Origin of the sequence: Algirhabdus cladophorae (assembly GCF_044772865.1) — a bacterium.
GTDB lineage: Bacteria > Pseudomonadota > Alphaproteobacteria > Rhodobacterales > Rhodobacteraceae > Algirhabdus > Algirhabdus cladophorae.
Map to the genome: position 1 here is coordinate 652,487 of NZ_CP173029.1, position 23,794 is coordinate 676,280.

Below are 23,794 nucleotides of genomic sequence, written 5' to 3' on the forward strand. Positions count from 1 at the left end.
GATTATCCTTTGAGTGTCAGCGCGTCATTGATGAGGGCTGCTTGTTGGGCTTTGTGGGCAGAGGCCAGACCTGTGGCAGGCGAGGCGGATGTGGCGCGACCAACATATTTGGGTCGGTCGTTTTTGGCTTTGATGCGGGTCAGGACCCATTCCAAGTTTGGTTCGATAAAGGTCCAGGCGCCTTGGTTTTTGGGTTCTTCCTGACACCAGACCATGTCGGCGTTTTTAAAGCGTTCCAGTTCCTTCACGGCCGATTGGGCGGGGAAGGGATAGAACTGCTCGAACCGCAGCAGGTAGATATCGTCGATGCCACGGGCGTCGCGTTCTTCGAGCAGGTCGTAGTAGACTTTGCCCGAGCACATGACGACGCGCTTGATCTTGTCGTCCTTGACCAGCTTGGTGTCCGAATTGCCCTGTTGGGCATCATCCCACAACACACGGTGGAAGCTGGAGCCTGTGGTGAAGTCTTCTTTGCGGCTGACGGCCATTTTGTTGCGCAAGAGCGACTTGGGCGTCATCATCACCAACGGTTTGCGGAAGGAACGGTGCAACTGTCGGCGCAAGATGTGAAAGTAGTTGGCAGGCGTTGTGCAGTTGGCCACGATCCAGTTGTCTTGGCCGCACATTTGCAAGAACCGTTCCAGCCGCGCTGACGAGTGTTCGGGGCCTTGGCCCTCGAACCCGTGAGGCAGCAGCATGGTCAGACCGGACATGCGCAACCATTTGCTTTCACCGGAACTGATGAACTGGTCGAACATAATCTGTGCGCCGTTGGCAAAATCGCCGAACTGGGCCTCCCACAAGACCAGCGCGTTGGGTTCGGCCAGCGAGTAGCCATATTCAAAGCCCAAGACCGCATATTCCGACAGCATACTGTCGATCACTTCATATTGGGCTTGGCCCTCGCGAATATTGTTAAGCGGATAGTAGCGCTCTTCGGTGTTTTGGTTCACGAGGCCGGAATGACGGTGGCTGAAGGTTCCGCGTGTGCTGTCCTGACCGGACAAACGCACAGGGTAGCCTTCAGTCATCAGACTGCCAAAGGCCAAAGCCTCGCCCGTGGCCCAGTCGATGCCTTCGCCAGCGCTCAGCGCCTTTTCCTTGGTATCCAGCATCCGCGCGACGGTTTTGTGCAGCGGGTAATCCGCAGGCACACGGGTCAGCGCGCCGGCCACTTGATCAAAAGTCTCGGGTTTGATCGCGGTGGCCCCGCGCTGATAATCCTCATCCTTTTTGTCCAAATGGGACCATTTCCCGTCCAGCCAATCGGCCTTGTTGGGTTTAAAACTTTTGCCAGCCTCAAATTCGTCGTTGAGGAAAGACTGGAAGCCTGCCTTTAGATCCTCAATCTCGCCCTCTGGCAGCAAGCCGTCTTTGACCAGTCGTTCGGTATAGAGTGACAGCGTGGTCTTTTGGGTTTTGATTTTCTTGTACATGACGGGGTTGGTGAACATCGGTTCATCGCCCTCGTTATGGCCAAAGCGACGGTAGCAGATGATGTCCAGCACCACGTCCTTGTGGAATTTCTGGCGGAATTCAGTGGCCACGCGGGCGGCATGAACGACCGCCTCGGGATCATCACCGTTCACGTGGAAAATCGGCGCCTCGACCATCAGAGCGATGTCGGTGGGGTAGGGGCTGGAACGGCTAAAGTGCGGGGCGGTGGTGAAACCGATCTGGTTGTTGACCACGATATGCATGGTGCCGCCGGTTTTGTGACCTTTAAGGCCAGACAGGCCAAAGCCCTCGGCCACGACGCCCTGACCCGCAAAGGCCGCATCGCCGTGCAGAAGAATGGGCAGAACTTGTGTGCGATCTTCATCGCCCAACTGGTCTTGCTTGGCGCGGGCCTTGCCCAGAACCACGGGGTTCACGGCCTCGAGGTGGGAGGGGTTGGCCGTCAGGCTGAGGTGTACAGAATTGCCGTCAAATTCACGGTCGCTGGACGCCCCGAGGTGGTATTTCACATCGCCAGAGCCGTCGACATCCTCGGGCTTGAAACTTCCGCCTTGGAATTCGTTGAAAATCGCGCGGTATGGTTTGCCCATGACGTTGGCCAGCACAGACAGGCGGCCCCGGTGGGGCATGCCGACGATGATATCGCGCACACCCAGTGCACCGCCGCGCTTGATGATCTGTTCCATGGCAGGGATCAGGCTTTCGCCGCCATCAAGGCCAAAACGTTTGGTGCCCATGTATTTGACATGCAGAAATTTCTCGAAACCCTCTGCCTCGACCAGCTTGTTTAGGATGGCTTTGCGGCCCTCACGGGTAAAGGCGATTTCCTTGCCAAAGCCTTCGATGCGTTCCTTTAGCCAGCTGGCTTCTTCGGGGTTGGAGATGTGCATGTATTGCAGTGCAAAGGTGCCGCAATAGGTGCGTTTTACAATCGCCACAATTTCCCGCATCGAGGCCATTTGTAGGCCCAATACGTTGTCGATAAAGATCGGGCGATCCATGTCAGCCTCGGTGAAACCGTAGGATTTTGGATCAAGTTCTGGATGATTAACCGGATCCTTAAGGTTCAATGGGTCGAGATCAGCGGCCAAATGCCCCCGGATCCGGTAGGCACGGATGATCATCAGGGCACGGATACTGTCCAGCACAGCGCGTTTGACCGCGTCATCGCTGACATCAATGCCTTTTTCAGCGGCCTTCGCTTTGATCTTTTTACCTGCCTGTTCGGGTTCAGCGGCCCATTGGCCATCAAGGGCTTGGGTCAGATCATCATTGGGTTGGGGTGGCCAATCGGCGCGCGCCCAAGAAGGACCAGTGGCTTCGGCTTTGACGTCCAAATCTGCGTCGCCCAGCTGTGAAAAGAAGTCCTGCCACGCCTGATCAACGGCATTGGGATCATTTGCGTACCGGGCATAAAGCTGTTCGAGATATTCCGCATTGTGCCCTTGCATGAAAGACGACGCGTGGAATTGATCGTTGGCTAGGTGATCAGTCATTTTTTGCTACTCCAACAAGAGATGTGGGCGCGACTTCTTCCGCGCAAACGATTGAATAAAAAGGGATTTACCATCTTGATTTCGGCATGGTCATGTTTGCAAAGATCGGATGCGAAATCGCTCAATTGTGTGTCAGTAACATTTGAGCGCTTGAACGTGACGACGCTTGGGCTTTCATGAAGATCGTGCAATACAATTTTTAATGATTGAGGTAGCTCAATCAGATCGCGGCCGATTTTTTGAAATTCGGCCATTGCGGCGGATGACATCGCCAAAAAGACAACGATAGCTTTGCCAACAGGCAAAGCTGCGCCCGACCCTCCCATGTTGGCAGCGACAAACCTCTGGTTTGCTGGGAGGGCGCTTTGCGCCCACCCAGTTTCGTGCGCTGCCCTTTGGGAAAAGTCGGGACGCATTTGCTTATTAACCGATCGCTTCTAGGACAGCTTCGCCCAAAGTTGCTGGGCTGTCTGCAACTACGATACCAGCGGATTTCATCGCTTCGATCTTGTCTTCCGCGCCACCTTTGCCGCCTGCAACAATCGCACCGGCATGGCCCATACGGCGGCCGGGAGGGGCTGTGCGACCTGCGATGAAACCGGCCGTTGGTTTCCAACGGCCTTTCTTTTTTTCATCAGCGAGGAACTGTGCGGCGTCTTCTTCGGCTGAACCGCCAATTTCACCGATCATGATGATCGATTGGGTTTCCTCATCAGCAAGGAACATTTCCAGCACGTCGATGTGTTCTGTGCCTTTGATCGGGTCGCCGCCAATGCCCACGGCTGTGGATTGGCCGAGGCCGATGTCGGAGGTTTGCTTAACCGCTTCATAGGTCAAAGTACCTGAGCGGGACACAACACCAACGCTGCCGCGTTTGTGGATGGACCCGGGCATGATGCCGATTTTGCACGCATCAGGAGTGATCACACCGGGGCAGTTGGGGCCGATGAGGCGCGAGGCAGACCCTTCCAACGCGCGCTGCACACGCATCATGTCGAGCACAGGGATGCCTTCGGTGATGCAGATAATCAGCTCCATTTCGGCATCAATCGCCTCAAGGATACTGTCAGCGGCAAAGGGGGGCGGCACATAGATGACCGAGGCGTTGGCCTCTGTCACGTGCTTGGCTTCATGGACCGAGTTGAACACGGGCAGATCGAGGTGGCTTTGACCGCCTTTGCCCGGGGTGACACCGCCAACCATTTTGGTGCCATAGGCAATGGCTTGCTCGGTGTGGAATGTGCCCTGCGAGCCGGTGAGACCCTGACAGATGACTTTAGTATTTTCGTTTACGAGGACTGCCATTGTTCTTATCCTTTTACCGCAGCGACGATTTTCTGCGCGCCGTCTTTGAGGTCGTCGGCGGCGATTACGTCCACGTCGGAGTTGTTGATGATGTCTTTGCCCTCTTGGACTTTGGTGCCTTCTAAACGGACAACAAGTGGCACTTGCAGGCCGACTTCTTTTACCGCGGCCACAACGCCCTCGGCGATGACATCGCAGCGCATGATGCCGCCAAAGATGTTCACAAGGATGCCTTTGACCTTGGGATCAGAGGTGATGATCTTGAACGCCTCGGTGACTTTTTCCTTCGTCGCACCGCCGCCTACGTCGAGGAAGTTGGCAGGTTCAGCGCCATAGAGTTTGATGATGTCCATGGTCGCCATGGCCAGACCCGCGCCGTTGACCATGCAGCCAATTTCGCCGTCCAAAGCGATGTAGTTCAGATCATATTTGGAGGCGGCGAGTTCTTTGGGGTCTTCTTCTGTCTCGTCGCGCAACTCGGCGATGTCGGGGTGACGGTAGATGGCGTTGCCATCAAAGCTGACTTTCGCGTCGAGGACTTTCAGGTCGCCTTTGTCGGTGACGATCAGGGGGTTGATCTCGAGCATCTCCATGTCTTTTTCCATGAAAGCTTTGTAGAGCAGACCCATCAAGGCGACGCATTGTTTGATCTGTGCCCCCGCAAGGCCCAGCGAGAACGCGATACGGCGGCCGTGGAAGGCTTGGTAGCCCGAGGCTGGATCGACGCTGAACGACAGGATCTTTTCGGGGGTTTCAGCGGCCACTTCTTCGATGTCCATCCCGCCCTCGGTTGAGCAGACAAAAGACACGCGGCTGGTCTGGCGATCGACCAATAGGGCCAAATACAGCTCTGTTTCGATGCCCGAGCCGTCTTCGATGTAGATGCGATTGACCTGCTTGCCCGCGGGGCCTGTCTGGTGCGTGACCAAAGTGCGGCCCAGCATTTTCTTGGCTTCCTCTGCGGCCTCGGCCACGGATTTGGTCAGGCGCACACCGCCTTTGTCGCCTGCGTCTGCTTCTTTGAAGCTGCCCTTGCCGCGTCCACCTGCGTGGATCTGCGCCTTGACGACCCACAAAGGTCCGTCCATTTCACCTGCCGCTGCTTTGGCGTCTTCGGCTTTCAAAACGGCACGACCGTCTGAAACTGGCGCGCCGTAGCTGCGCAGCAGTGCTTTGGCTTGGTATTCGTGGATGTTCATTTGAGAGGTCCTTTTTGGCGACGTTAGGTTTTTAAAGCACCCATTTGGCCGCGAATAAAAGGATTTTCGGGCAGAATGCTGCGTTTTTGCACTTTTGTGATCACACTTTTTCAACGTGTGATCACAAATTAATGGAATTTAATAAATGTGAAGCAAAACGGATGTGAGTCGGGCCCGAGATTATGCTGGGGTGTGGCACCAGAAATTCCTATACTGACTAAAATTAAGGGAAAATGAGCAGTTATATGAGTAGTGCACCAAAATGGTCTGTGGTTGCGACAGTCGATGAGGCACCCGAGCTGACGGTGGCTTTTGTCGCATATCATTTGGATTTGGGGGCCCATGAGGTGTTCATTTTCCTCGACCGCTCCGATGATCCTGTGGCCGCAGTGTTGGCGCAGATGGATCGGTGTTATGTGGTGGCCTGTGATGGGGATCATTGGGTGCGTGCGGGCAAAGCGCAGCGGCCCTATCAGCACACTCATCGCCAATCGACCAACGCAAACCTGGCTTTTGCCCAAAGCACGGCAGATTGGCTGTTTCACATTGATGCGGACGAATACCTGTATCCAATGGGCGATTGGTTAGATGAAATGGCACGGGTGCCGAAAGGGCATTATTTACGCGTCTTCAACGTTGAACGGGTGCGCCTGGCCGCAAATCCCGAACCGGAACACCTGTTTGAAGGACCTTTTTTGCGCAAATTGGATGCGCAGGAAAGCCAGCTTTTGGGGGCTGAGGCGCAGTTCTATCACGAAGGGTTTAGCGGGCATTCCGTTGGAAAATCAGCGGCCCCAGTAGGGGCCAAAATGCGGCTGAGCATCCATAGGCCACGTCTAACAAAGGGCCCGCGTCCGCGTCCGACACCGCCCAAACGCGTGGCACGCGCGGTGACTTTGCTGCATTTTGAGGACATCACACCGCTGGCGTGGACGTTCAAGCGGGTGCGGCGGATGATCCGCAACGCGGGATCTGACAAACCGTTGAAATCCTCGGGGCACCGTCAGGCGCAAATCGATTGGCTGGCGGCCCATGCACCCACGGGGGCAGAGGCCATGGCGTTTTACCGCAGATTATGTGTGATCGAGGCTGACCGCGCCACCGCATTGCGCCAGATTGATGCGCTTTATGATCTCGAATTGGATGTTCAGGGCGCCTTGGACAGGGTGTGTCCGCAGTTGAAAGTTGACATCAGCCCTGCGCGATTGGATGCGTGGTTGTGGGCAACCAAGGGTGATATGCTGGCGCAATACGGGTTTAAAAAAGGGGCGCTGTGATTGCACAAAACGCCCCGATTTAATTTTTAAAACCAGTGACTTATGCCAAGCTGTCGTCGATGCCTTTGCACGCAGCAACCAAGCCTTTGACCGCGTCGACAGATTTGTCGAACATGGCTTGCTCGTCTTTGTTGAGCTTGATGTTGACTACTTTTTCGATACCATCCGCGCCGATCACAGTGGGCACGCCCACATAGAAGCCGTCGAGGCCATAAGCGCCGTCAACGTAAGCTGCACACGGCAACACGCGCTTTTGGTCCTTGAGATAGCTTTCGGCCATTTCAATCGCGGACGTCGCAGGAGCATAAAAGGCAGAACCGTTGCCCAAAAGGCCAACAATTTCAGCGCCGCCATCACGGGTGCGTTGAATGATTTCGTCCATTTTTTCCTGTGTGGACCAGCCCATATCCACCAGATCTGGCAAAGGAATGCCGCCAACAGTGGAGTAGCGGGGCAGTGGCACCATAGTGTCGCCGTGACCGCCCAGAACGAAGGCAGTGACGTCTTTCATGGATACGCCGAATTCAACCGACAGGAAGTGGCGGTAGCGCGCACTGTCCAAAACGCCTGCCATGCCACAGACTTTGGCGTGAGGCAGACCGGAAAATTCGCGCAAGGCCCAAACCATGGCATCCAGCGGGTTGGTGATGCAGATCACAAAGGCATCTGGCGCGTTGTCGCGGATGCCTTCGCCGACGGATTTCATCACTTTGAGGTTGATGCCCAGCAGGTCATCACGGCTCATCCCCGGTTTGCGTGGCACGCCAGCGGTTACGATGCACACGTCAGCACCGGCGATGTCGGCGTAATCGGTGGTGCCCTTCATAGTGGCGTCAAAGCCTTCGGAGGGGCCTGCCTCGGCGATGTCGAGGGCTTTGCCCTGTGGTGTGCCATCTGCGATATCGAACAAAACGACGTCGCCCAACTCTTTCAGAGCGGCCAAATGTGCCAGTGTCCCACCGATTTGGCCTGCGCCGATCAGAGCTATTTTGGGTCGTGCCATAACAAAGTTCCTTGTTTGGATGTATGTTGCGGCGTTGCCTAGACGGTTGCGTGGCCTCGTGCAAGGTTGCCGCAACGCAGAAAACTATGCCATCGTGCGCAAAACTTGGGCACGCCTACGCTAAAGCCCTGCAAAACCAAGGATATTTGATGGAATTTGACCTTTTGTTTTTTGCTTGGACGATTCCGGCAGTGATTTTCGCAGGTGTTTCAAAGGCAGGTTTTGGGTCTGGGGCGGCCTTTGCGAGCGCTTCGATTCTGGCATTGTTTTTAGAGCCGGCTCAGGCGTTGGGGATTATGTTGCCCCTGTTGATGCTGGTGGATGTGGCGGCGTTACGGCCTTATTGGATGAAATGGAGCAAGGCAGACGCATGGCGTTTGTCGCTGGGGGCGGTGCCGGGTGTTTTGGTTGGTGTGATGTTATACCGCGCCGCCAACGACGATGTTTTGCGGTTGCTTATTGGTGTCGTGTCTTTGGCTTTCGTGATCTACCAAGTGGCCAAAGGGCGCGGCTTGATCCCGAACCCCAAAAAGGCATTCGGCCCGGGGGCGGGATATTTCACCGGGTCTGTCGCGGGGTTTACCAGTTTTGTCAGCCATGCAGGCGGACCGCCAGTTGCGGTATATCTGTTGGCCAAGGGTCTTGATAAAACCACCTATCAAGCCACCAGCGTCATCACTTTTTGGGTGATTAACCTGCTGAAATCTGTGCCCTATGCGTTTTTGGGGATTTTCACCTATGAGACCCTGTTGGCGGATCTGTACCTTGCCCCCTTTGCCTTGATCGGAGCGTGGATCGGTGTGTGGGCCCACCGGATCGTGCCGGAGCGCCTGTTTTTTGCATTGACCTATACGATGCTTACCCTGACCGGATCCAAACTGATCTGGGATGCACTGACGTAAAACCGAGGTCTTGTGTTAAGCGTCGTCGCCTTTGGCGGGCAGTGCTTCTGCAAGCTCTTCAAAGTGCTGACCAGAAGCCACCAGACATGTGACACCTTGGGGGTTTGTGACGGTAATCGTCCAAGTGCCGGTTTCATCAGAGGCAAACACCTCGACCACGGCGTTATTGGCCCCTAAGCCCATGGATTGGCGTGTTTCGCCGTATCCTGATGCCAGACGTTCTACCACAGCGTCACGTTCTGCGCAGTTGCGTTGTTGCCCGTAAGCGTGGGTACCCGCCAAAATCATAGCGCCGACACCAAACGAGAGGGTGATCAGTTGTTGTTTCATAACATAGTCCTTTCACGCGAAGCGCGGGACCCCTAACCGGGCCAATCCGGTATTGCGGCGGTGGGGGCGCGTGCCTCAAAATGACGTGTCGGATATGCTTATCGTTCTTATATGCTGGCGGCCCTGCCGAACGATCCTCCGTATTTCCGACCTTGGGATATCCTGCCGTGCGATCTACCAAAGACTGGTTAACGCAGCGTCCCGAAGCCTGCGCGAATTGATGAAAATTTTAGGGAATTGCATTTTTTAGGGCATTAATGCTGCGTTGCGGCACATTTGGTCTTGAAGTTTTTGCAAAATAATGACCCTTGGGGCGCAACAATGTTGCGGCGAGGCATTGGCAGGCTGCGCATCAACCAAAATGACCAAAGGAACTACTTGTTATGTCGCACCGCCCTTATCGTTCGGCTTTGTATATCCCAGCCTCGAAAGAACGCGCTTTGGAAAAGGCCAAGACATTGGCTGTGGACGCGATTTTGTTCGACCTTGAGGATGCTGTTGCTGCGGATGAAAAAGACGCGGCGCGTGATTTGTTGATGCCGTGGTTGGCGCAGGCGGACTATGGTTCGCGCAAGCGTATTGTGCGGATCAACGGGTTGGATACCCAATGGGGTTTGGCCGATGCCAAAGCGTTGGCCCGTAGCGAGGCCGACGCGGTTTTGGTGCCCAAAGTCAATGCGGCCGCGGATGTGGATGCGGTTGTGGATCTAGTGCCTGACCTGCCAGTTTGGGCCATGATGGAGACCCCTTTGGGCGTGTTGAATGCCCTTGAAATAGCGGCCCATCCCAAAATCGAAGGGTTCGTTCTGGGCACGAATGACTTGGCCAAGGATCTCAATACCCGGTTTACTGCTGATCGCGGCCCGTTGATGACATCGTTGCAGCTGTGCCTGCTGGCGGCCAAAGCCCACGGGGTGATCGCCTTGGACGGGGTCTATAATGCCTTCAAGGATGAAGAGGGGCTGCGGGCGGAATGTGTACAAGGGCGTGACTTGGGTTTTGATGGCAAGACCCTGATCCATCCCGCCCAAGTCGCGATTGCCAATGAGGCGTTTGCCCCGTCCGAGGCAGAGATCACGCTGGCTGAACGTCAGATTGCAGCGTTCCATGAGGCCGAGGCGAATGGCCAAGGCATTGCAGTTGTCGATGGCAAGATCGTGGAGAACCTGCATATAGTCACAGCCAAAGCGGTGCTGGCAAAAGCCGCCGCGATAGCTGGGATGGAGTGATCTGAGATGTTGATACTGGTTATAGGGCTACTGGTTTGGGTTGCGGCCCATTTTTTCAAACGTTTGATGCCTGAGCAGCGCGCCGCCATGGGCGACAAGGGCAAAGGTCTTGTCGCGGTTGGCGTGATCTTGTCCTTGGTGTTGATGATCTACGGCTACCGTGCGGCTGCGTTTGTGCCGGTTTGGACGCCACCGGCGATGCTGACAGGGATCAACAACCTGCTGATGGTATTTGCGTTTTACGTCTATGGTGCGTCGGCGGCCAAGCCTGCGAAAGTGTGGATCGGCACCAAGCTGCGGCATCCGCAACTGACTGCGGTGAAAATCTGGGCTGTGGCACATTTGTTGGTGAATGGTGATGTGGCGTCGATCCTGCTTTTTGGTGGTATGTTGGCTTGGGCCGTGGCGTCGGTGATTTTGATCAACAAGGCCGAAGGGCCATGGACGCCCCCACCACAAGCCCCTGCGCGCAAGGAATATGTGTTGATCGGGATCACGTTGGTTTTGGTGATCATTGTTTCAACCGTTCATATTTTGTTGGGTGTGAACCCCTTTGGAGGCTGAGATGAGCACGCTGTATCGGTTGTTGACCGAGGATGATACCTCGGCCTTTTGTCACAAAGTATCCGAGGCTTTGGCCAAGGGTTGGGTGCTGCACGGGGATCCTGTTTACGCCTTTGACAGTGCCAATGGGGTAATGCGTTGTGGGCAGGCTGTGACCAAAGAAGTGGACGCGGACTACACAGCCGGGATGAAATTAGGACAACAGTAATGAGCAAGACAAATGCGGGCCGCTTTTTTGAGGATTATGCGGTTGGCCAGGAATTGATACACGCGGTGCCGCGCACTGTGGGGGAAGGGGAGCGCGCTTTGTATCACGCGCTGTATCCGGCGCGCCATGCGGTTTATTCCTCTGATGAGTTTGCGCGCAGCTGTGGATTACCTGCCAGTCCTTTGGATGATTTGGCGGCGTTCCATGTGGTGTTTGGCAAGACGGTACCGGATGTGTCGTTGAATGCTGTGGCCAATTTGGGCTATGCGGAAGGCCGGTTTTTGCAGCCTGTTTATGCGGGCGACACTTTGCGATCTGTGTCGGAGGTGATCGGGCTCAAGGAAAACTCCAACGGAAAAACCGGTGTGGTTTGGGTGCGCACGCGCGGGTTTAATCAGCGCGATGAGGTGGTGATTGAATATGCCCGTTGGGTGATGGTGCGCAAACGGGATGCAGCGGCGGCGGCCCCTGAAACGGTGATCCCTGATTTGGCCAAGGTTGTTTCTGCTGCGGATTTGGTGGTGCCCAAGGGTCTGACGTTTGAGGGCTATGATTTTGAACTGGCCGGCGAGGGGCATCGTTGGGGGGACTATGCGGTTGGGGAAGTGATCGATCATGTGGATGGTGTCACGATTGAAGAGGCCGAGCATATGATGGCCACGCGTTTGTGGCAAAATACCAGCAAAGTGCATTTTGATACTTCGAGCCGTCCGGATGGGCAGCGGTTGATTTACGGCGGTCATGTGATTTCCATGGCGCGGACCCTGTCGTTTAACGGTTTGGCCAATGCGCAGATGGTTGTGGCGATCAATGGGGGTGCCCATGTGGCCCCTTGTTTTGCAGGCGATACGGTACGGGCGTGGTCTGAAGTTTTGGATAAGGCTGACACCGATGTGCCGTCTGTGGGCGCGGTGCGTTTGCGATTGGTGGCTGTGAAAGGTGACGTTGGGTCGCTGCGCGGTGAGGATGGGAAATACAGTGACGGGGTGTTGCTGGATTTGGATATTTGGGTTTTGATGCCCAAGTGATCGGTGGTGCGACGCTGTCTGGCCATACGGCCAGAGGCGCCCCGCCCACCGTCCCGTAGGAGGGTGAATATGAAACGGTTTTTGGTCCCTTTGCTTTTGGCGGCAACGCCTGCGGTGGCGGAATATGACAGTGAGACGCGGGCCTATATTGAGGCCAATACCTTAGGCATTTTTTATCATGAGATGGGTCATGCCCTGATCGACATCCTTGGCTTGCCAATCTTCGGTCAGGAAGAAGATGCAGCGGATGTTTTGTCGGTCTTTATGATTGATGGCTTTTACGACGAAGAGGCGGCGGTATCTCTGGCTTATGACACGGCCTTTGGGTTTCAGGCCGAGGCTGAGGATATGGGTGAGCCTGCCTATTGGGATGTGCATGGGCCTGATTTGCAGCGCTATTACAACTTGGTCTGTTTGTTTTACGGCGCCAATCCCGACGAACGGGATGATGTGGCTGAGGATTTGGGCCTGCCAGAAGAGCGCGCAGATTACTGCCCTGAGGAATATGATCAGGCTGCAGGCAGTTGGGGTGCCGTGTTAGATGAATTGGTTGCGGCGGGGCCCGGGCGCAGTTTTCGACTAAAGGATGTCTCGGACGGGTCTGAGGATGCGGTTCTGGCCCATGAAGTTCTGAGTGCGGAAGTGGCGGCCTTGAACGGGGAAATGTCGTTGCCGCAGACCTTGGAGATCCGTGTCGCCTATTGCGATGAGGCCAATGCGTTTTACGATCCGGCCGATCAAAGCATCACGTATTGCGTTGAATTTGTCCGTCACTTGGCGGCCCAAGCAAACTGGTAAATTTGTGATCACACGGTGAATTCCTGTGATCACAAGCGTGATTTTCTTTCAAACTGGGGCAAAAAAGCGCGGTTTTTGGCCTCTGCTTAACGTGACAGTTACCAATTGATTGCCTATGGTAATGGAAAGCCTGCCTTGGTCTAGCCGCCGGGGCGCAGCCAAAGGGAACCAAATATGGCCGATGTGAACCGGGGCAATCGCCCTCTTTCGCCGCATTTGCAGATTTATCGTCCGCAATTGACTTCTATGACGTCTATACTCACGCGCCTGACCGGCAATGCTTTGCTTTTGGGCACGCTGTTGGTCGTTTGGTGGTTTTTGGCGGCTGCAACCAGCGCGGAGTACTTTGCGGTGGCCGATGCTGTTTTGACCAGTTGGTTTGGGGATCTGGTGATGGTCGGCAGTGCATGGGCGCTGTGGTATCACCTTTGTGCCGGTGTGCGGCATTTGATCTGGGACAGCGGGTATGGCCTTGAGGTCAAGCAGGCCGAGGCGATGGGCATCGGGGTCATCATCGCATCCTTTGCGCTGACGCTTTTGACCATCGTTGCAGCAGTGATTTAGGGGGCTGATATGGCTTATTTGACCGATCGTAAGCGGGCTGCGGGCCTGGGCGCTGCCAAAACAGGCACAGCGCATCACTGGAGCATGATCGTCAGCAGCGTTGCATTGCTGATCCTGGTTCCGCTTTTTGTGTTCACTTTCGCGCCGATTTACGGGTCGAGCTATGATGAGGTGGTCGCCTATTACAGCCGTCCTTTCCCGGCGATTGTCGCGGCGTTAACCCTGACAGTCGGCATGATGCATTTCAAAAATGGTGTGCAGACCCTCATCGAGGACTATGTGCATGGAACACTGGGCAAGGTATTGATCCTTGCGATGATTTGTTTGAGTTACGCGGCTGCCGCGACAGCCCTGTTCGCAATTGCGCGTATTGCGCTTTAACCGGAGATTTTGATCGATGGCTTCTTACGATTACGAGACACATGAATATGACGTGGTTGTTGTTGGTGCCGGCGGCGCTGGGCTGCGGGCCACATTGGGCATGGCCGAACAAGGCTTGCGCACGGCCTGTGTGACCAAGGTGTTCCCAACGCGCTCGCACACAGTTGCAGCCCAAGGCGGGATCGCTGCGTCTTTGTCGAATATGGGGCCTGATAACTGGCAGTGGCACATGTATGACACAGTCAAAGGCTCGGATTGGTTGGGCGATACGGATGCGATGGAATACCTCGCCCGCGAGGCGCCCAAGGCGGTTTATGAGTTGGAACATTACGGTGTGCCGTTTTCGCGTACCGAAGAAGGCAAGATTTACCAGCGTCCTTTTGGGGGCCACACCACTGAATTTGGCGAAGGCCCTGCGGTGCAGCGGACCTGTGCGGCGGCTGACCGGACCGGCCACGCGATTTTGCACACGCTTTACGGGCAGTCGCTGAAAAACAACGCGGAATTCTATATCGAATATTTCGCGATTGATTTGATCATGTCCGAAGATGGCGTCTGTCAAGGGGTTATGTGCTGGAAGCTAGATGACGGCACGCTGCATCTGTTCAGTGCAAAGATGGTTGTGTTGGCGACTGGCGGCTATGGCCGTGCGTATTTCAGCGCCACGTCGGCTCACACTTGTACTGGCGATGGTGGTGGTATGGTGGCCCGTGCGGGTCTGCCGTTGCAAGACATGGAGTTTGTGCAATTCCACCCAACAGGTATTTACGGCTCGGGTTGTTTGATCACCGAAGGCGCGCGCGGCGAAGGCGGCTATTTGACCAATTCCGAAGGCGAGCGGTTCATGGAGCGTTATGCGCCCCAGTACAAGGACCTCGCGCCGCGCGATTACGTCTCGCGCTGTATGACGATGGAAATCCGCGAAGGGCGCGGTGTGGGCAAAGAGGGGGATCACATCCACCTCAATCTTAACCACTTGCCAGCCGAAACTCTGGCCGAACGCCTGCCGGGTATTTCGGAAAGTGCGCGCATCTTTGCAGGTGTGAACCTGAACAAGGAACCGATCCCTGTGCTGCCGACCGTGCACTATAACATGGGCGGTATTCCTACAAATTATTGGGGCGAAGTTCTGGCCCCTACGGCCAGCGACCCTGATCGTGTGTCACCTGGTTTGATGGCTGTGGGCGAGGCCGGTTGTGCTTCGGTCCATGGGGCCAACCGTTTGGGATCAAACAGCTTGATCGATTTGGTGGTCTTTGGCCGTGCCGCTGCTATTCGCGCCGGTAAGGTTGTGGATGCGGATGCACCTGTGCCGACACCAAACGCGGCCTCCGTTCAGAAGTCTTTGGATCGGTTTGACAACCTGCGTTACGCCAAAGGCCACACCCCCACAGCGGATCTTCGCCTTGAAATGCAACGCACCATGCAAAAAGACGCGGCTGTGTTCCGTGCCAATGATACATTGGCCGAGGGCAAGCGCGCGATGGATGAAGTTGCTGGCAAGTACAAGGATATCGGCGTGTCGGACCGGTCGCTTGTGTGGAACTCGGATCTGATGGAAACCTTCGAGTTGGCCAACCTGATCCCCAATGCTGTGGCGACAATCACGGCAGCCGAGGCCCGTAAGGAAAGCCGGGGCGCCCATGCCCATGAGGATTACGCCGAGCGCGATGATGTGAACTGGCGCAAGCACTCACTGATCCATTTCAAAGGGATCGAGGCGTCGCTGGGCTTCCGTGGTGTACATGAGCAACCGCTGACCAGCCACAATGACGGCGGCATCGACCCCAAGAGAATCGCACCGAAAGTGCGGACGTTCTGATGCAGTATGGGCTGGTACGGTTTTTGGCTTTGGCAGCTTTGTTAGCGGTCAGTGCATGTGCCGAGGCAGATGCAGTGATCGACCGCGAAGTGCGAGGCCAAGCCAAAGCGGCCGTCAATAACGTGGTTCAAAGCCAGTTTCCGGGCGTGAATGCAGCGCCTGTGACAGACTGCATTATCGACAACGCCAGCCGCACCGAGATTTTCCAAGTGGCCAAAGCCAGTGTAACTGGCGCTGATCCCGAGACCGTTCAATTGGTACTGGAAATCGCCCAACGTCCCGACACAGTGAAATGCATCCTCAACAACGGCGTGTTGTTGCTGGGATAAGGAGAGAGCAAGATGGTTCAACTGACCCTTCCTAAGAACTCGAAAATGACGACGGGCAAAACATGGCCCAAACCTACGGGTGCGACGAACGTCCGTAAATTCAGCATCTATCGCTGGAACCCGGATGATGGCCGGAACCCACGGGTGGATACGTATTTCGTCGATATGGATACTTGTGGTCCGATGATTTTGGACGCGCTGATCAAGATCAAGAACGAGATTGATCCGACCCTGACCTTCCGCCGCTCGTGCCGTGAGGGGATCTGTGGTTCGTGCGCCATGAACATCGATGGGATCAACACGCTGGCCTGTATTTATGGCATGGATGAGGTGAAAGGCGACGTCAAAATCTACCCGCTGCCACACATGCCTGTGGTCAAGGATTTGATCCCTGATCTGACACATTTCTATGCTCAGCACGCTTCGATCATGCCGTGGCTCGAGACGAAAACGAACCGCCCGGCCAAGGAATGGCGTCAGTCCATTGAGGACCGAAAAAAGCTGGATGGTCTTTATGAATGTGTGATGTGCGCGTCCTGTTCCACATCGTGTCCGTCCTACTGGTGGAACGGTGATCGCTACCTTGGCCCAGCGGCCTTGTTACATGCGTATCGCTGGATCATCGACAGCCGGGATGAGGCCACGGGCGAGCGTTTGGACGATCTGGAAGATCCGTTCAAACTTTATCGCTGCCACACGATTATGAACTGCACAAAGACCTGCCCAAAAGGCCTGAACCCGGCCAAAGCCATTGCATCGATCAAACATATGATGGTCGAGCGCAGCGTCTAAACCCCTAGCTTTGCGTCTTATTCAGCCCGCGTGCCCTTTTGGTGCGCGGGTTTTTTCATGCCGATTTGAGACGTCATTGCCAGTTCGGGCCGCGCTTTTTCTATTTTAGGAAAAACTTAACAACGCAGGATTATGCCTAAAGCGCGTCTGATTATGTTTGGCAGGCGCGTTATGGGTATCGGATAAATTCTTGAGCGTTTGGTTAACCCCTGCGACCCCCTTGTTTGTGGTCAACAGCACTGTGATTGGGCTGCAGATGGATGCAGACCTCACGGCATTGGTGGGCGGCGGCTATGTCGCGGTTTGGACCCACCAATCTGGCGCGCCTGCGCAACTGCGTGCACAGCTTTTTGATGCAGCTGGGTTTGCCTCTGGGCCGGAGATGGCGTTGACGGCTGATTTGGTGGGCCAGCAGACCCGCGCCGAGGTCGTAGCCCTTGCGGATGGCGGTTTTTTTCTGACGTACACCAGTTCACATTATGGATCGGCATTAGGGGTTTTTGGCCAAAGGTTTGACGCAAGTGGCGTGGCGCAACCGGATGTTTTTGCGGCAAAGCCAAACTCGCAAAAGGTCCATTTTGATAGCTCGGCGGTCCAGCTGGCGAACGGTGATCTGTTGATGAGCTACACGGCCCTCGGACGTGACGGATCGGACATGGGCATTTATGCACAACGGTTTGATTTGGATGGCAGAAAAATCGGGGCCGAGCTGCGGATCAACGACTTTAGCACAGGCGCACAATCTGATTCTCAGGTCATTGCCTTGGCAAATGGCGGGTTTGGCGTGTTGTACCGATCCCGCGGGATCGATGGCAGCGATTTTGGGATCGCAACGCGCTGGTTTGATGCCATGGGGGCCGAGGTTTTGCGCGAATCTGTGGTAAATCAGACGGTTGATGGGGATCAATTGGATGGTGGCATGGTTCAACTGGCCTCTGGGGAGGTGGTTGTCGTCTGGCAATCTGATGGCGCGCCGGGCACGGATACGGGCATTTACGCACGTGTAATTTCTCAGGATGGTCTGGCGTGGGGCGCTGAATTTGCCGTGGCAGCTGCGGGGCAAGGCAATCAGATCACGCCGTCTGTTTTGGCACTACCCGATGGGGGGTATACAGTGCTGTGGCAGGGCGCTGAAAACAGCATCCAGGCCCAGCGGTTTGATGCAAATCACCTCAGTGTTGGGACGGCGACGCAGGTCAATTCCGGGACGAGCGGTGCTTTACAAAACCCCCAAGGTGCAATTTTAGAAAACGGTGACATGGTCTTGACCTGGGGCACCACCAATGACGGATCTGGCAACGGGATTGAGGCGCAGATTTTTCAGGGCGCTTATATTGGAACCGCTCGGGCGGATCGATTGGATGACACCGCCCAGACCAACCGAATGTATGGTGAGGATGGGGCCGACATCCTACGTGGGCTGGACGGTGCAGACATTATCGAAGGCCAAGGCGGGCGTGATACGCTGTTGGGAAATGAAGGGGCGGACAAGCTATATGGCGGCAATGGCCATGATAAACTGCGCGGCGGTCAGGGTGATGACCGTTTGCACGGCGGACAAAAGAACGATGTTTTGACCGGTGGACGCGGCGATGATCGGCTTACTGGCGGACAGGGGGATGATATGCTTACCGGTGGTGCGGGTCAGGATGTTTTCATTTTTAGGTCCGGGGATGGCCGCGATGAAATTCTGGATTTCGATCTGGCGACAGAGGCGCTTTGGCTGGATGCGGACATCTGGGGTGGTGGATTGACTGCGCGCCAAGTGGTGAGCAATTTTGCTGAAATACAGAGCGACGACGTGGTTTTCGTGTTTTCATCTGAGGATCAGATCCGTTTGCGGGATGTCAGTGATTTGGAGGCCCTAAGCGGTGCCATCGACTTGATCTCGTAACTGCAGACTACTAGCCTTTCGGAACCTGTAACCAACGAGGTCCCCTTTATGGCCGAACCCCTAGATGCCGCCGCGCGTCGTTTGATCGAACCCGTCATTTGCTATCCCCCGGATAGTCTAGCCCCTGTCGATTTAGACCCGTTTCGTGAGGCGCGTATTGAGGCTGAATTGGTGGACAGTGTCACAGTACCTGCCCGGGATGCGGCCTGTTTTGAGGTGCCTGCAGGGCATTTTTTCCGGATCACCTCGATTGAAGGTCCGCAGGTTGGGGATTTGAACCTATGGAACGCCGCGAACTTGGCCGAGCGGTTTTATTCGGGCAAAACCCGCGCGCTACATGGCACGCATTTGACGACGCGGGATCATATGTGGTCGTCCTTTCCGCAGCTTAGACCGATGGCAACTGTGGTCCATGACACCTTGGAATGGTATGGCATCGACACCTTTGGCGGTTCTGTGCATGACGTGATTGGCACGCGCTGTGATCCGTACACCCACGCGCTGTTGTCTGGTGGGGGGCAGTATCACCACTGCTGCCATTCGAATTTAACCCGGGCTTTGGCAGATCATCAAGGGATCAGTTTGGCCGAGGCCGAACCGTTGGTGCATGATGTGTTGAACGTCTTTATGTGCACCGGGTTTACCCGTGACACGGGCCAATATTTTATGAAAGCCAGCCCGGTACGGCCCGGGGATTACATCGAATTTTTCGCACAGATTGATTTGCTAGGGGGGCTGAGTGCCTGTCCGGGGGGCGATTGTTCATCAGAGCATTCCAGTGATGTGGCCCGCTGCCACCCGCTATTGGTTGAGGTGTTCAAGCCTCAGGATCCGGTTGCCGGTTGGACGGCGCCTGCGCTGAATGCCTATGATGGCAGCCACGGCGCTTAGGTATTGAGTGCACATCTCCCGTTTCGGGCGGTTAGATGAAGGCAGCTGTCAGGGCAATCTCAACCATGTCGCCAAAGCTTTTCTCGCGTTGATCCGCGGGGAGGGCTTCGTGAGTCAGCAGGTGATCCGAAACGGTCAGAACTGCCAAAGCGCGGCGTTGATGGCGGTGGGCCAGATTGTAGAGCTCGGCTGCTTCCATTTCGACGCCCAAAATACCGTGGCGGGTCATTTGTTCGGTCAAATCGGGGCGTTCATCATAAAAGACGTCGGACGAGTAAATGCCGCCCACATGCGTGGTCACATCCAGTTTTTCGGCTGCATGATAAGCTTTGTGCAACAGGTCAAAGTCGGCGCAGGGGGCAAAGTTGATTTCCTTGAAAATCCCGCGTGAGGGGGTCGACAAGCTGGTGGCGGATTGGGCGAGTATCACGTCACGGATGGCCACGTCGTTTTGCATCGCGCCGCAAGATCCGATGCGGATCAGGGTTTGGGCGTTGTATTCAGTGATCAATTCATTGGCGTAGATCGACAGGGACGGCATGCCCATGCCAGACCCTTGGATCGTGACGCGGTGGCCGTTCCAAGTGCCGGTAAACCCCAGCATGCCGCGTACTTCGTTGACCAGTTTGGCGTCTGTCAGGAACGTCTCGGCCGCCCATTTGGCGCGGTAGGGATCGCCAGGCATCAAAACAGTTTCAGCGATATCGTCTTTTGCGGCGCCAATATGGATGGTCATGCTTTTTGTATCCTCTGGAGGGTTTGGATATTTTCACTAAGAAAAAGCATGTTTTGGCGGGTGGGTAAATCGCTATTCGGCGGCAAGGCTGTGGTGGCTGACCAGATCGACGATGTCGCTCATGATGACATTCAGTTCAAAATCTTTGGGCGTGTAGACCTTGGCCACGCCCATGGCGCGCAGTTGTTCAGCGTCGTCCTCGGGAATGATCCCACCCACGACAACCGGGATATGGCCCAAACCGTTATTGCGCATTTTTTCCATCAGGTCTTGGATCAAAGGAATATGAGAGCCGCTGAGGATCGACAGGCCCACCACATGGGCCGCGTCGTTCTGGGCCGCTTGGACGATTTCATCCGGGGTGAGGCGGATGCCTTCGTAAGAGATATCCATGCCACAATCGCGCGCACGGGCGGCAATTTGTTCCGCGCCATTGGAGTGCCCGTCGAGCCCGGGTTTGCCCACAAGGAATTTCAGGCGTCGGCCCAATTGGTCGCTGACCGTGTTCACGGCCTCGCGGATGTCGTCCAAGCCTTCGGTGCGGTTGGATGGGCTTTTGCTGACCCCAGTGGGGCCGCGATATTGCCCGAAGGCGGCACGTACCACATCGCCCCATTCGCCTGTTGTGGCCCCGGCTTTGGCGGCGGCAACGGTGGCGGGCATGATGTTTTCACCGGTTTTGGCGGCTTGGCGCACAGCAGCGAGAGCGGTTTCAACGGCTTGGCTGTCGCGGGCTGCGCGCCATGCGTCCAGCCGCGCGATTTGATCGGCTTCAGCGTCTTTGTCCGCGACCATGATCGCCTCGTCGCCCGCGGTGAGCGGGCTTTCCTCGTGTTGTTGGAACTTGTTGACGCCGACCACCGTCGTCTCGCCACCTTCGATGTTGCTGATCCGGTCCGCGTTTGCCTCGACCAAACGGGATTTCATATATTCAATCGCCTCATTGGCACCACCCATAGCATCGATTGTGGCAAGCTCCGCCCGTGCGCCGTCTTTGAGCGCCTCTACTTTGCGGTCAACTGCGGGATTGCCGTCGAACAGGTCGTCATATTCCAAAAGGTCTGTTTCAAACGCCATGATTTGTTGCATGCGCAAGGACCATTGCTGATCCCACGGGCGGGGCAGGCCAAGCGCCTCGTTCCACGCGGGCAATTGCACGGCGCGGGCGCGGGCGTTTTTGGACAGGGTCACGGCCAGCATTTCGATCAGGATGCGGTAGACGTTGTTTTCGGGTTGTTGTTCAGTTAGGCCAAGGGAGTTTACTTGGACACCGTAGCGGAAGCGGCGGAATTTGGGGTCTTCTACGCCATATCTTTCGCGACAAATCTCGTCCCACAGATCCACAAAGGCGCGCATTTTGCACATCTCGGTCACAAAGCGGATGCCTGCGTTCACAAAGAAACTGATGCGGCCCACCATGGCAGGGAAGTGTTCGGCGGGGACTTTGTCCTTGAGATCATCCAGCACAGCGGTGGCTGTGGCGAGGGCGAAGGCAAGTTCTTGTTCAGGCGTCGCACCGGCCTCTTGCAAGTGATAGGAACACACGTTCATCGGGTTCCATTTTGGAAGGTGCTCGCGGGTGTAGGCGGCCACATCGGTGATCATGCGCAGGCTCGGCTGGGGCGGGCAGATGTAGGTGCCGCGCGATAGGTATTCTTTGATGATGTCGTTTTGCACAGTGCCTTGCAGGGCTGATACATCGGCGCCTTGTTCCTCGGCTACGGCAATATAAAGGGCCAGCAGCCACGGGGCCGTTGCGTTGATTGTCATAGAGGTGTTCATTTGATCCAAAGGGATGTCCTTGAACAGGGTGCGCATATCGCCAAGATGTGCGACGGGCACGCCAACTTTGCCGACCTCGCCCCGGCTGAGTTCATGGTCGCTGTCATAGCCAGTTTGGGTGGGCAGGTCGAAGGCCACGGACAGGCCTGTTTGCCCCTTGGCAAGGTTCCCACGATAGAGGGCGTTTGATGCTTTGGCAGTCGAGTGGCCAGCATATGTCCGAAAGAGCCAAGGACGATCTTTTTGCGGGCTTTGCTGCGACTGCGACATAGGGGCACCTTCCGACTCAGTTTGAGTAATTTAATTACGTTAAGGAGGTGACTACCGCAACAAAATGGCGCTGTCAATTCGCTGCATTGCGGCATGGGGTCATTTACCAATGGTCCAAAGCCTGCGACTGTGCGGCTATGTTGGGAACAGTGGAAATGCCCGTTTGGGCTTTGGTGATTGTGGTGTTGTTTGCGGCGGTGACGGCCTTAACGCATGTCATCGGCCCATCTGTGCGCTGGTTTTTTCGCAAACGGGCCGAACGGGTTGTGGCCCGAGTGAATGAAAAGCTGACACGCCCGATTGAGCCGTTCAAGCTGGCGCGGCGTCACGATATGATCCAGCGCCTGTGCTATGATGAAAAGGTGATCAACGCTGTGGCTGATTATGCGGCCAGCGAAAAAGTGCCTGAACAAGTGGCCTTTGAGAAGGCGCAAAGCTATGCGCGCGAGATCGTACCATCATTCAGCGCCACGGCTTATTTCGGGATCGGTACGCGGGTGGCCAAGTTTTTGGCCAATGCGCTTTATCGTGTGCGGTTGGGTCATGTGGATGCAGATGCGTTGCGTCAGATTGGGCCAGAGGCGACGGTTGTCTTTATCATGAACCACCGAAGCAACATGGACTATGTGCTGGTGACGTATTTGGCCGCGCGGGCCTCGGCCCTGTCTTATGCTGTGGGGGAATGGGCGCGGGTTTGGCCGCTGTCGCGGTTGATCCGGTCTATGGGGGCCTATTTTATTCGGCGCAAATCCCGGGGCGAGCTGTATCGCCGGGTTTTGGCCCGTTATGTGCAACTGGCCACGGCAGGTGGCGTGACCCAAGCGGTATTCCCCGAAGGCGGCCTCAGTCTGGATGGGCGCACGGCGCCGCCCAAGCTGGGTTTGCTAAGTTATATCGTTGATGATTTTGACCCTGAGGGGCGGGACGTGGTGTTCGTGCCGGTCGCGTTGAATTACGACCGTGTCCTGGAAGACCGCGTTTTGATCGCAGCAGGCGAAGAAGGCACGCGGCGGTTCCGCGCCAAAATCAGTGTTGTTGCGGGCTTTACCCTGCGCCAGTTGTGGTTGCGGATTACTGGGCGGTTCTACCGGTTTGGTTATGCCAGTGTGAGTTTTGGTAAACCACTGTCGTTGGCGGCGTTTCAGACTGAGCACGGCACGGATGCAGTGGACGCCTTGGGTCAGGAGATGATGGAGCGGATCAATCAAGTGATGCCGGTTTTGCCGGTGCCCTTGGTGGCGACGGTTTTGTTGCGGCATGCGGAGCCAATCTCGCAACAGCAGATTGAACAAGAGGTGCAAGCGATCCTGACAAATATGCAATCGGCCCATGTGCATTTGCCTCGTGGGGATGTCAGCTATGCCGTGGAGGTAGGAGTTCGGGCCTTGGTCGCGCGCAAAATATGCCAGCAGGATGGGGCGGGCATTGCTGTGGCCGATGCAGAAAAAGCGGCAGCACAGTACTATGCCAACTCGATCGAGAGGGTGATTTCTGCGCATGCAGTGTAATATTCTGCATCTGCTGGGTTATAAAATT

At 55.8% G+C, this 23,794-nt stretch carries 23 protein-coding genes; 15 read left to right on the plus strand and 8 right to left on the minus strand.

The annotated features are described in order from the left end of the window. Positions 1-2 precede the first annotated feature (2 nt). The 4 genes from ACIRQ6_RS03155 to sucC are packed head-to-tail and all read right to left on the minus strand — an operon-like array spanning position 3 to position 5,458. Entirely contained in the window at positions 3-2,954 is a 2,952-nt protein-coding gene (locus ACIRQ6_RS03155) for a 2-oxoglutarate dehydrogenase E1 component (RefSeq protein ID WP_420862686.1), read from the minus strand. Continuing rightward, entirely contained in the window at positions 2,951-3,370 is a 420-nt protein-coding gene (locus ACIRQ6_RS03160; RefSeq protein ID WP_420862687.1) for a hypothetical protein, read from the minus strand. Before ACIRQ6_RS03160 ends, ACIRQ6_RS03155 begins: the two co-directional genes overlap by 4 nt. A gap of 7 nt (positions 3,371-3,377) precedes the next feature. Further along, positions 3,378-4,259 carry a succinate--CoA ligase subunit alpha gene (sucD, locus tag ACIRQ6_RS03165; RefSeq protein ID WP_420862688.1) on the minus strand — a complete coding sequence of 294 codons (882 nt, stop codon included), beginning with the start codon at positions 4,257-4,259 and terminating at the stop codon, positions 3,378-3,380. Between the two features lie 5 nt (positions 4,260-4,264). Next, entirely contained in the window at positions 4,265-5,458 is a 1,194-nt protein-coding gene (sucC, locus tag ACIRQ6_RS03170; protein WP_420862689.1) for an ADP-forming succinate--CoA ligase subunit beta, read from the minus strand. 245 nt (positions 5,459-5,703) lie between these two features. On the opposite strand from sucC, the gene ACIRQ6_RS03175 reads away from it, so the two are divergent. Next, a complete protein-coding gene (locus tag ACIRQ6_RS03175; RefSeq protein WP_420862690.1) occupies positions 5,704-6,735 on the plus strand; it encodes a glycosyltransferase family 2 protein in 1,032 nt (343 codons plus the stop codon). A gap of 40 nt (positions 6,736-6,775) precedes the next feature. Here the strand turns inward: ACIRQ6_RS03175 and mdh are convergent, their stop codons facing one another. Further along, positions 6,776-7,738, minus strand: a complete 963-nt coding sequence (gene mdh / locus ACIRQ6_RS03180; RefSeq protein ID WP_420862691.1) for a malate dehydrogenase — start codon at positions 7,736-7,738, stop codon at positions 6,776-6,778. 146 nt (positions 7,739-7,884) lie between these two features. On the opposite strand from mdh, the gene ACIRQ6_RS03185 reads away from it, so the two are divergent. Continuing rightward, positions 7,885-8,640 (plus strand): sulfite exporter TauE/SafE family protein, encoded by a 756-nt coding sequence (locus ACIRQ6_RS03185; RefSeq protein ID WP_420862692.1) that lies wholly within the window; start codon positions 7,885-7,887, stop codon positions 8,638-8,640. Between the two features lie 15 nt (positions 8,641-8,655). Here the strand turns inward: ACIRQ6_RS03185 and ACIRQ6_RS03190 are convergent, their stop codons facing one another. Further along, on the minus strand, positions 8,656-8,970 hold the full coding sequence (locus ACIRQ6_RS03190) for a hypothetical protein (RefSeq protein ID WP_420862693.1): 315 nt from the start codon (positions 8,968-8,970) through the stop codon (positions 8,656-8,658). Positions 8,971-9,353: 383 nt separating this feature from the next. Between ACIRQ6_RS03190 and ACIRQ6_RS03195 the strand changes: the two genes are divergently transcribed. From ACIRQ6_RS03195 to ACIRQ6_RS03250, 12 genes are all read left to right on the plus strand, one after another. Continuing rightward, complete coding sequence (locus ACIRQ6_RS03195) at positions 9,354-10,199, plus strand: HpcH/HpaI aldolase/citrate lyase family protein (protein WP_420862694.1); 846 nt, start codon at positions 9,354-9,356, stop codon at positions 10,197-10,199. Between the two features lie 6 nt (positions 10,200-10,205). Then, the gene (locus tag ACIRQ6_RS03200) at positions 10,206-10,763 is read left to right on the plus strand and encodes an NnrU family protein (protein ID WP_420862695.1); all 558 of its coding nucleotides are present in this window, start codon (positions 10,206-10,208) and stop codon (positions 10,761-10,763) included. 1 nt (position 10,764) lies between these two features. Beyond that, positions 10,765-10,971, plus strand: coding sequence for a DUF1737 domain-containing protein (locus ACIRQ6_RS03205; protein ID WP_420862696.1), 207 nt, complete (start codon positions 10,765-10,767; stop codon positions 10,969-10,971). Next, positions 10,971-11,999, plus strand: a complete 1,029-nt coding sequence (locus ACIRQ6_RS03210; RefSeq protein WP_420862697.1) for a MaoC family dehydratase — start codon at positions 10,971-10,973, stop codon at positions 11,997-11,999. The genes ACIRQ6_RS03205 and ACIRQ6_RS03210 overlap by 1 nt, the downstream gene beginning before the upstream one ends. A 69-nt stretch (positions 12,000-12,068) precedes the next feature. After that, positions 12,069-12,797: a DUF4344 domain-containing metallopeptidase gene (locus ACIRQ6_RS03215; RefSeq protein ID WP_420862698.1), complete on the plus strand. Its 729-nt coding sequence runs from the start codon at positions 12,069-12,071 to the stop codon at positions 12,795-12,797. 174 nt (positions 12,798-12,971) lie between these two features. Next, entirely contained in the window at positions 12,972-13,361 is a 390-nt protein-coding gene (gene sdhC / locus ACIRQ6_RS03220) for a succinate dehydrogenase, cytochrome b556 subunit (protein WP_420862699.1), read from the plus strand. Between the two features lie 9 nt (positions 13,362-13,370). After that, positions 13,371-13,742, plus strand: a complete 372-nt coding sequence (gene sdhD / locus ACIRQ6_RS03225; RefSeq protein WP_420862700.1) for a succinate dehydrogenase, hydrophobic membrane anchor protein — start codon at positions 13,371-13,373, stop codon at positions 13,740-13,742. A gap of 16 nt (positions 13,743-13,758) precedes the next feature. Continuing rightward, positions 13,759-15,564, plus strand: a complete 1,806-nt coding sequence (sdhA, locus tag ACIRQ6_RS03230; RefSeq protein WP_420862701.1) for a succinate dehydrogenase flavoprotein subunit — start codon at positions 13,759-13,761, stop codon at positions 15,562-15,564. Next, complete coding sequence (locus tag ACIRQ6_RS03235; RefSeq protein ID WP_420862702.1) at positions 15,564-15,893, plus strand: succinate dehydrogenase; 330 nt, start codon at positions 15,564-15,566, stop codon at positions 15,891-15,893. Before sdhA ends, ACIRQ6_RS03235 begins: the two co-directional genes overlap by 1 nt. Positions 15,894-15,905: 12 nt before the next feature. Further along, the gene (locus ACIRQ6_RS03240; RefSeq protein WP_420862703.1) at positions 15,906-16,685 is read left to right on the plus strand and encodes a succinate dehydrogenase iron-sulfur subunit; all 780 of its coding nucleotides are present in this window, start codon (positions 15,906-15,908) and stop codon (positions 16,683-16,685) included. 190 nt (positions 16,686-16,875) lie between these two features. After that, positions 16,876-18,579 (plus strand): calcium-binding protein, encoded by a 1,704-nt coding sequence (locus ACIRQ6_RS03245; protein WP_420862704.1) that lies wholly within the window; start codon positions 16,876-16,878, stop codon positions 18,577-18,579. Positions 18,580-18,627: 48 nt separating this feature from the next. Beyond that, positions 18,628-19,470: an urea carboxylase-associated family protein gene (locus ACIRQ6_RS03250; protein ID WP_420862705.1), complete on the plus strand. Its 843-nt coding sequence runs from the start codon at positions 18,628-18,630 to the stop codon at positions 19,468-19,470. Positions 19,471-19,501: 31 nt separating this feature from the next. On the opposite strand, the gene deoD is transcribed toward ACIRQ6_RS03250, so the two are convergent. Continuing rightward, on the minus strand, positions 19,502-20,206 hold the full coding sequence (deoD, locus tag ACIRQ6_RS03255) for a purine-nucleoside phosphorylase (RefSeq protein ID WP_420862706.1): 705 nt from the start codon (positions 20,204-20,206) through the stop codon (positions 19,502-19,504). Positions 20,207-20,278: 72 nt separating this feature from the next. Further along, entirely contained in the window at positions 20,279-22,258 is a 1,980-nt protein-coding gene (locus tag ACIRQ6_RS03260; RefSeq protein WP_420862707.1) for a methylmalonyl-CoA mutase family protein, read from the minus strand. Positions 22,259-22,395: 137 nt separating this feature from the next. Between ACIRQ6_RS03260 and ACIRQ6_RS03265 the strand changes: the two genes are divergently transcribed. Then, on the plus strand, positions 22,396-23,766 hold the full coding sequence (locus ACIRQ6_RS03265; RefSeq protein ID WP_420863840.1) for a 1-acyl-sn-glycerol-3-phosphate acyltransferase: 1,371 nt from the start codon (positions 22,396-22,398) through the stop codon (positions 23,764-23,766). The last annotated feature ends 28 nt before the right edge of the window (positions 23,767-23,794 follow it).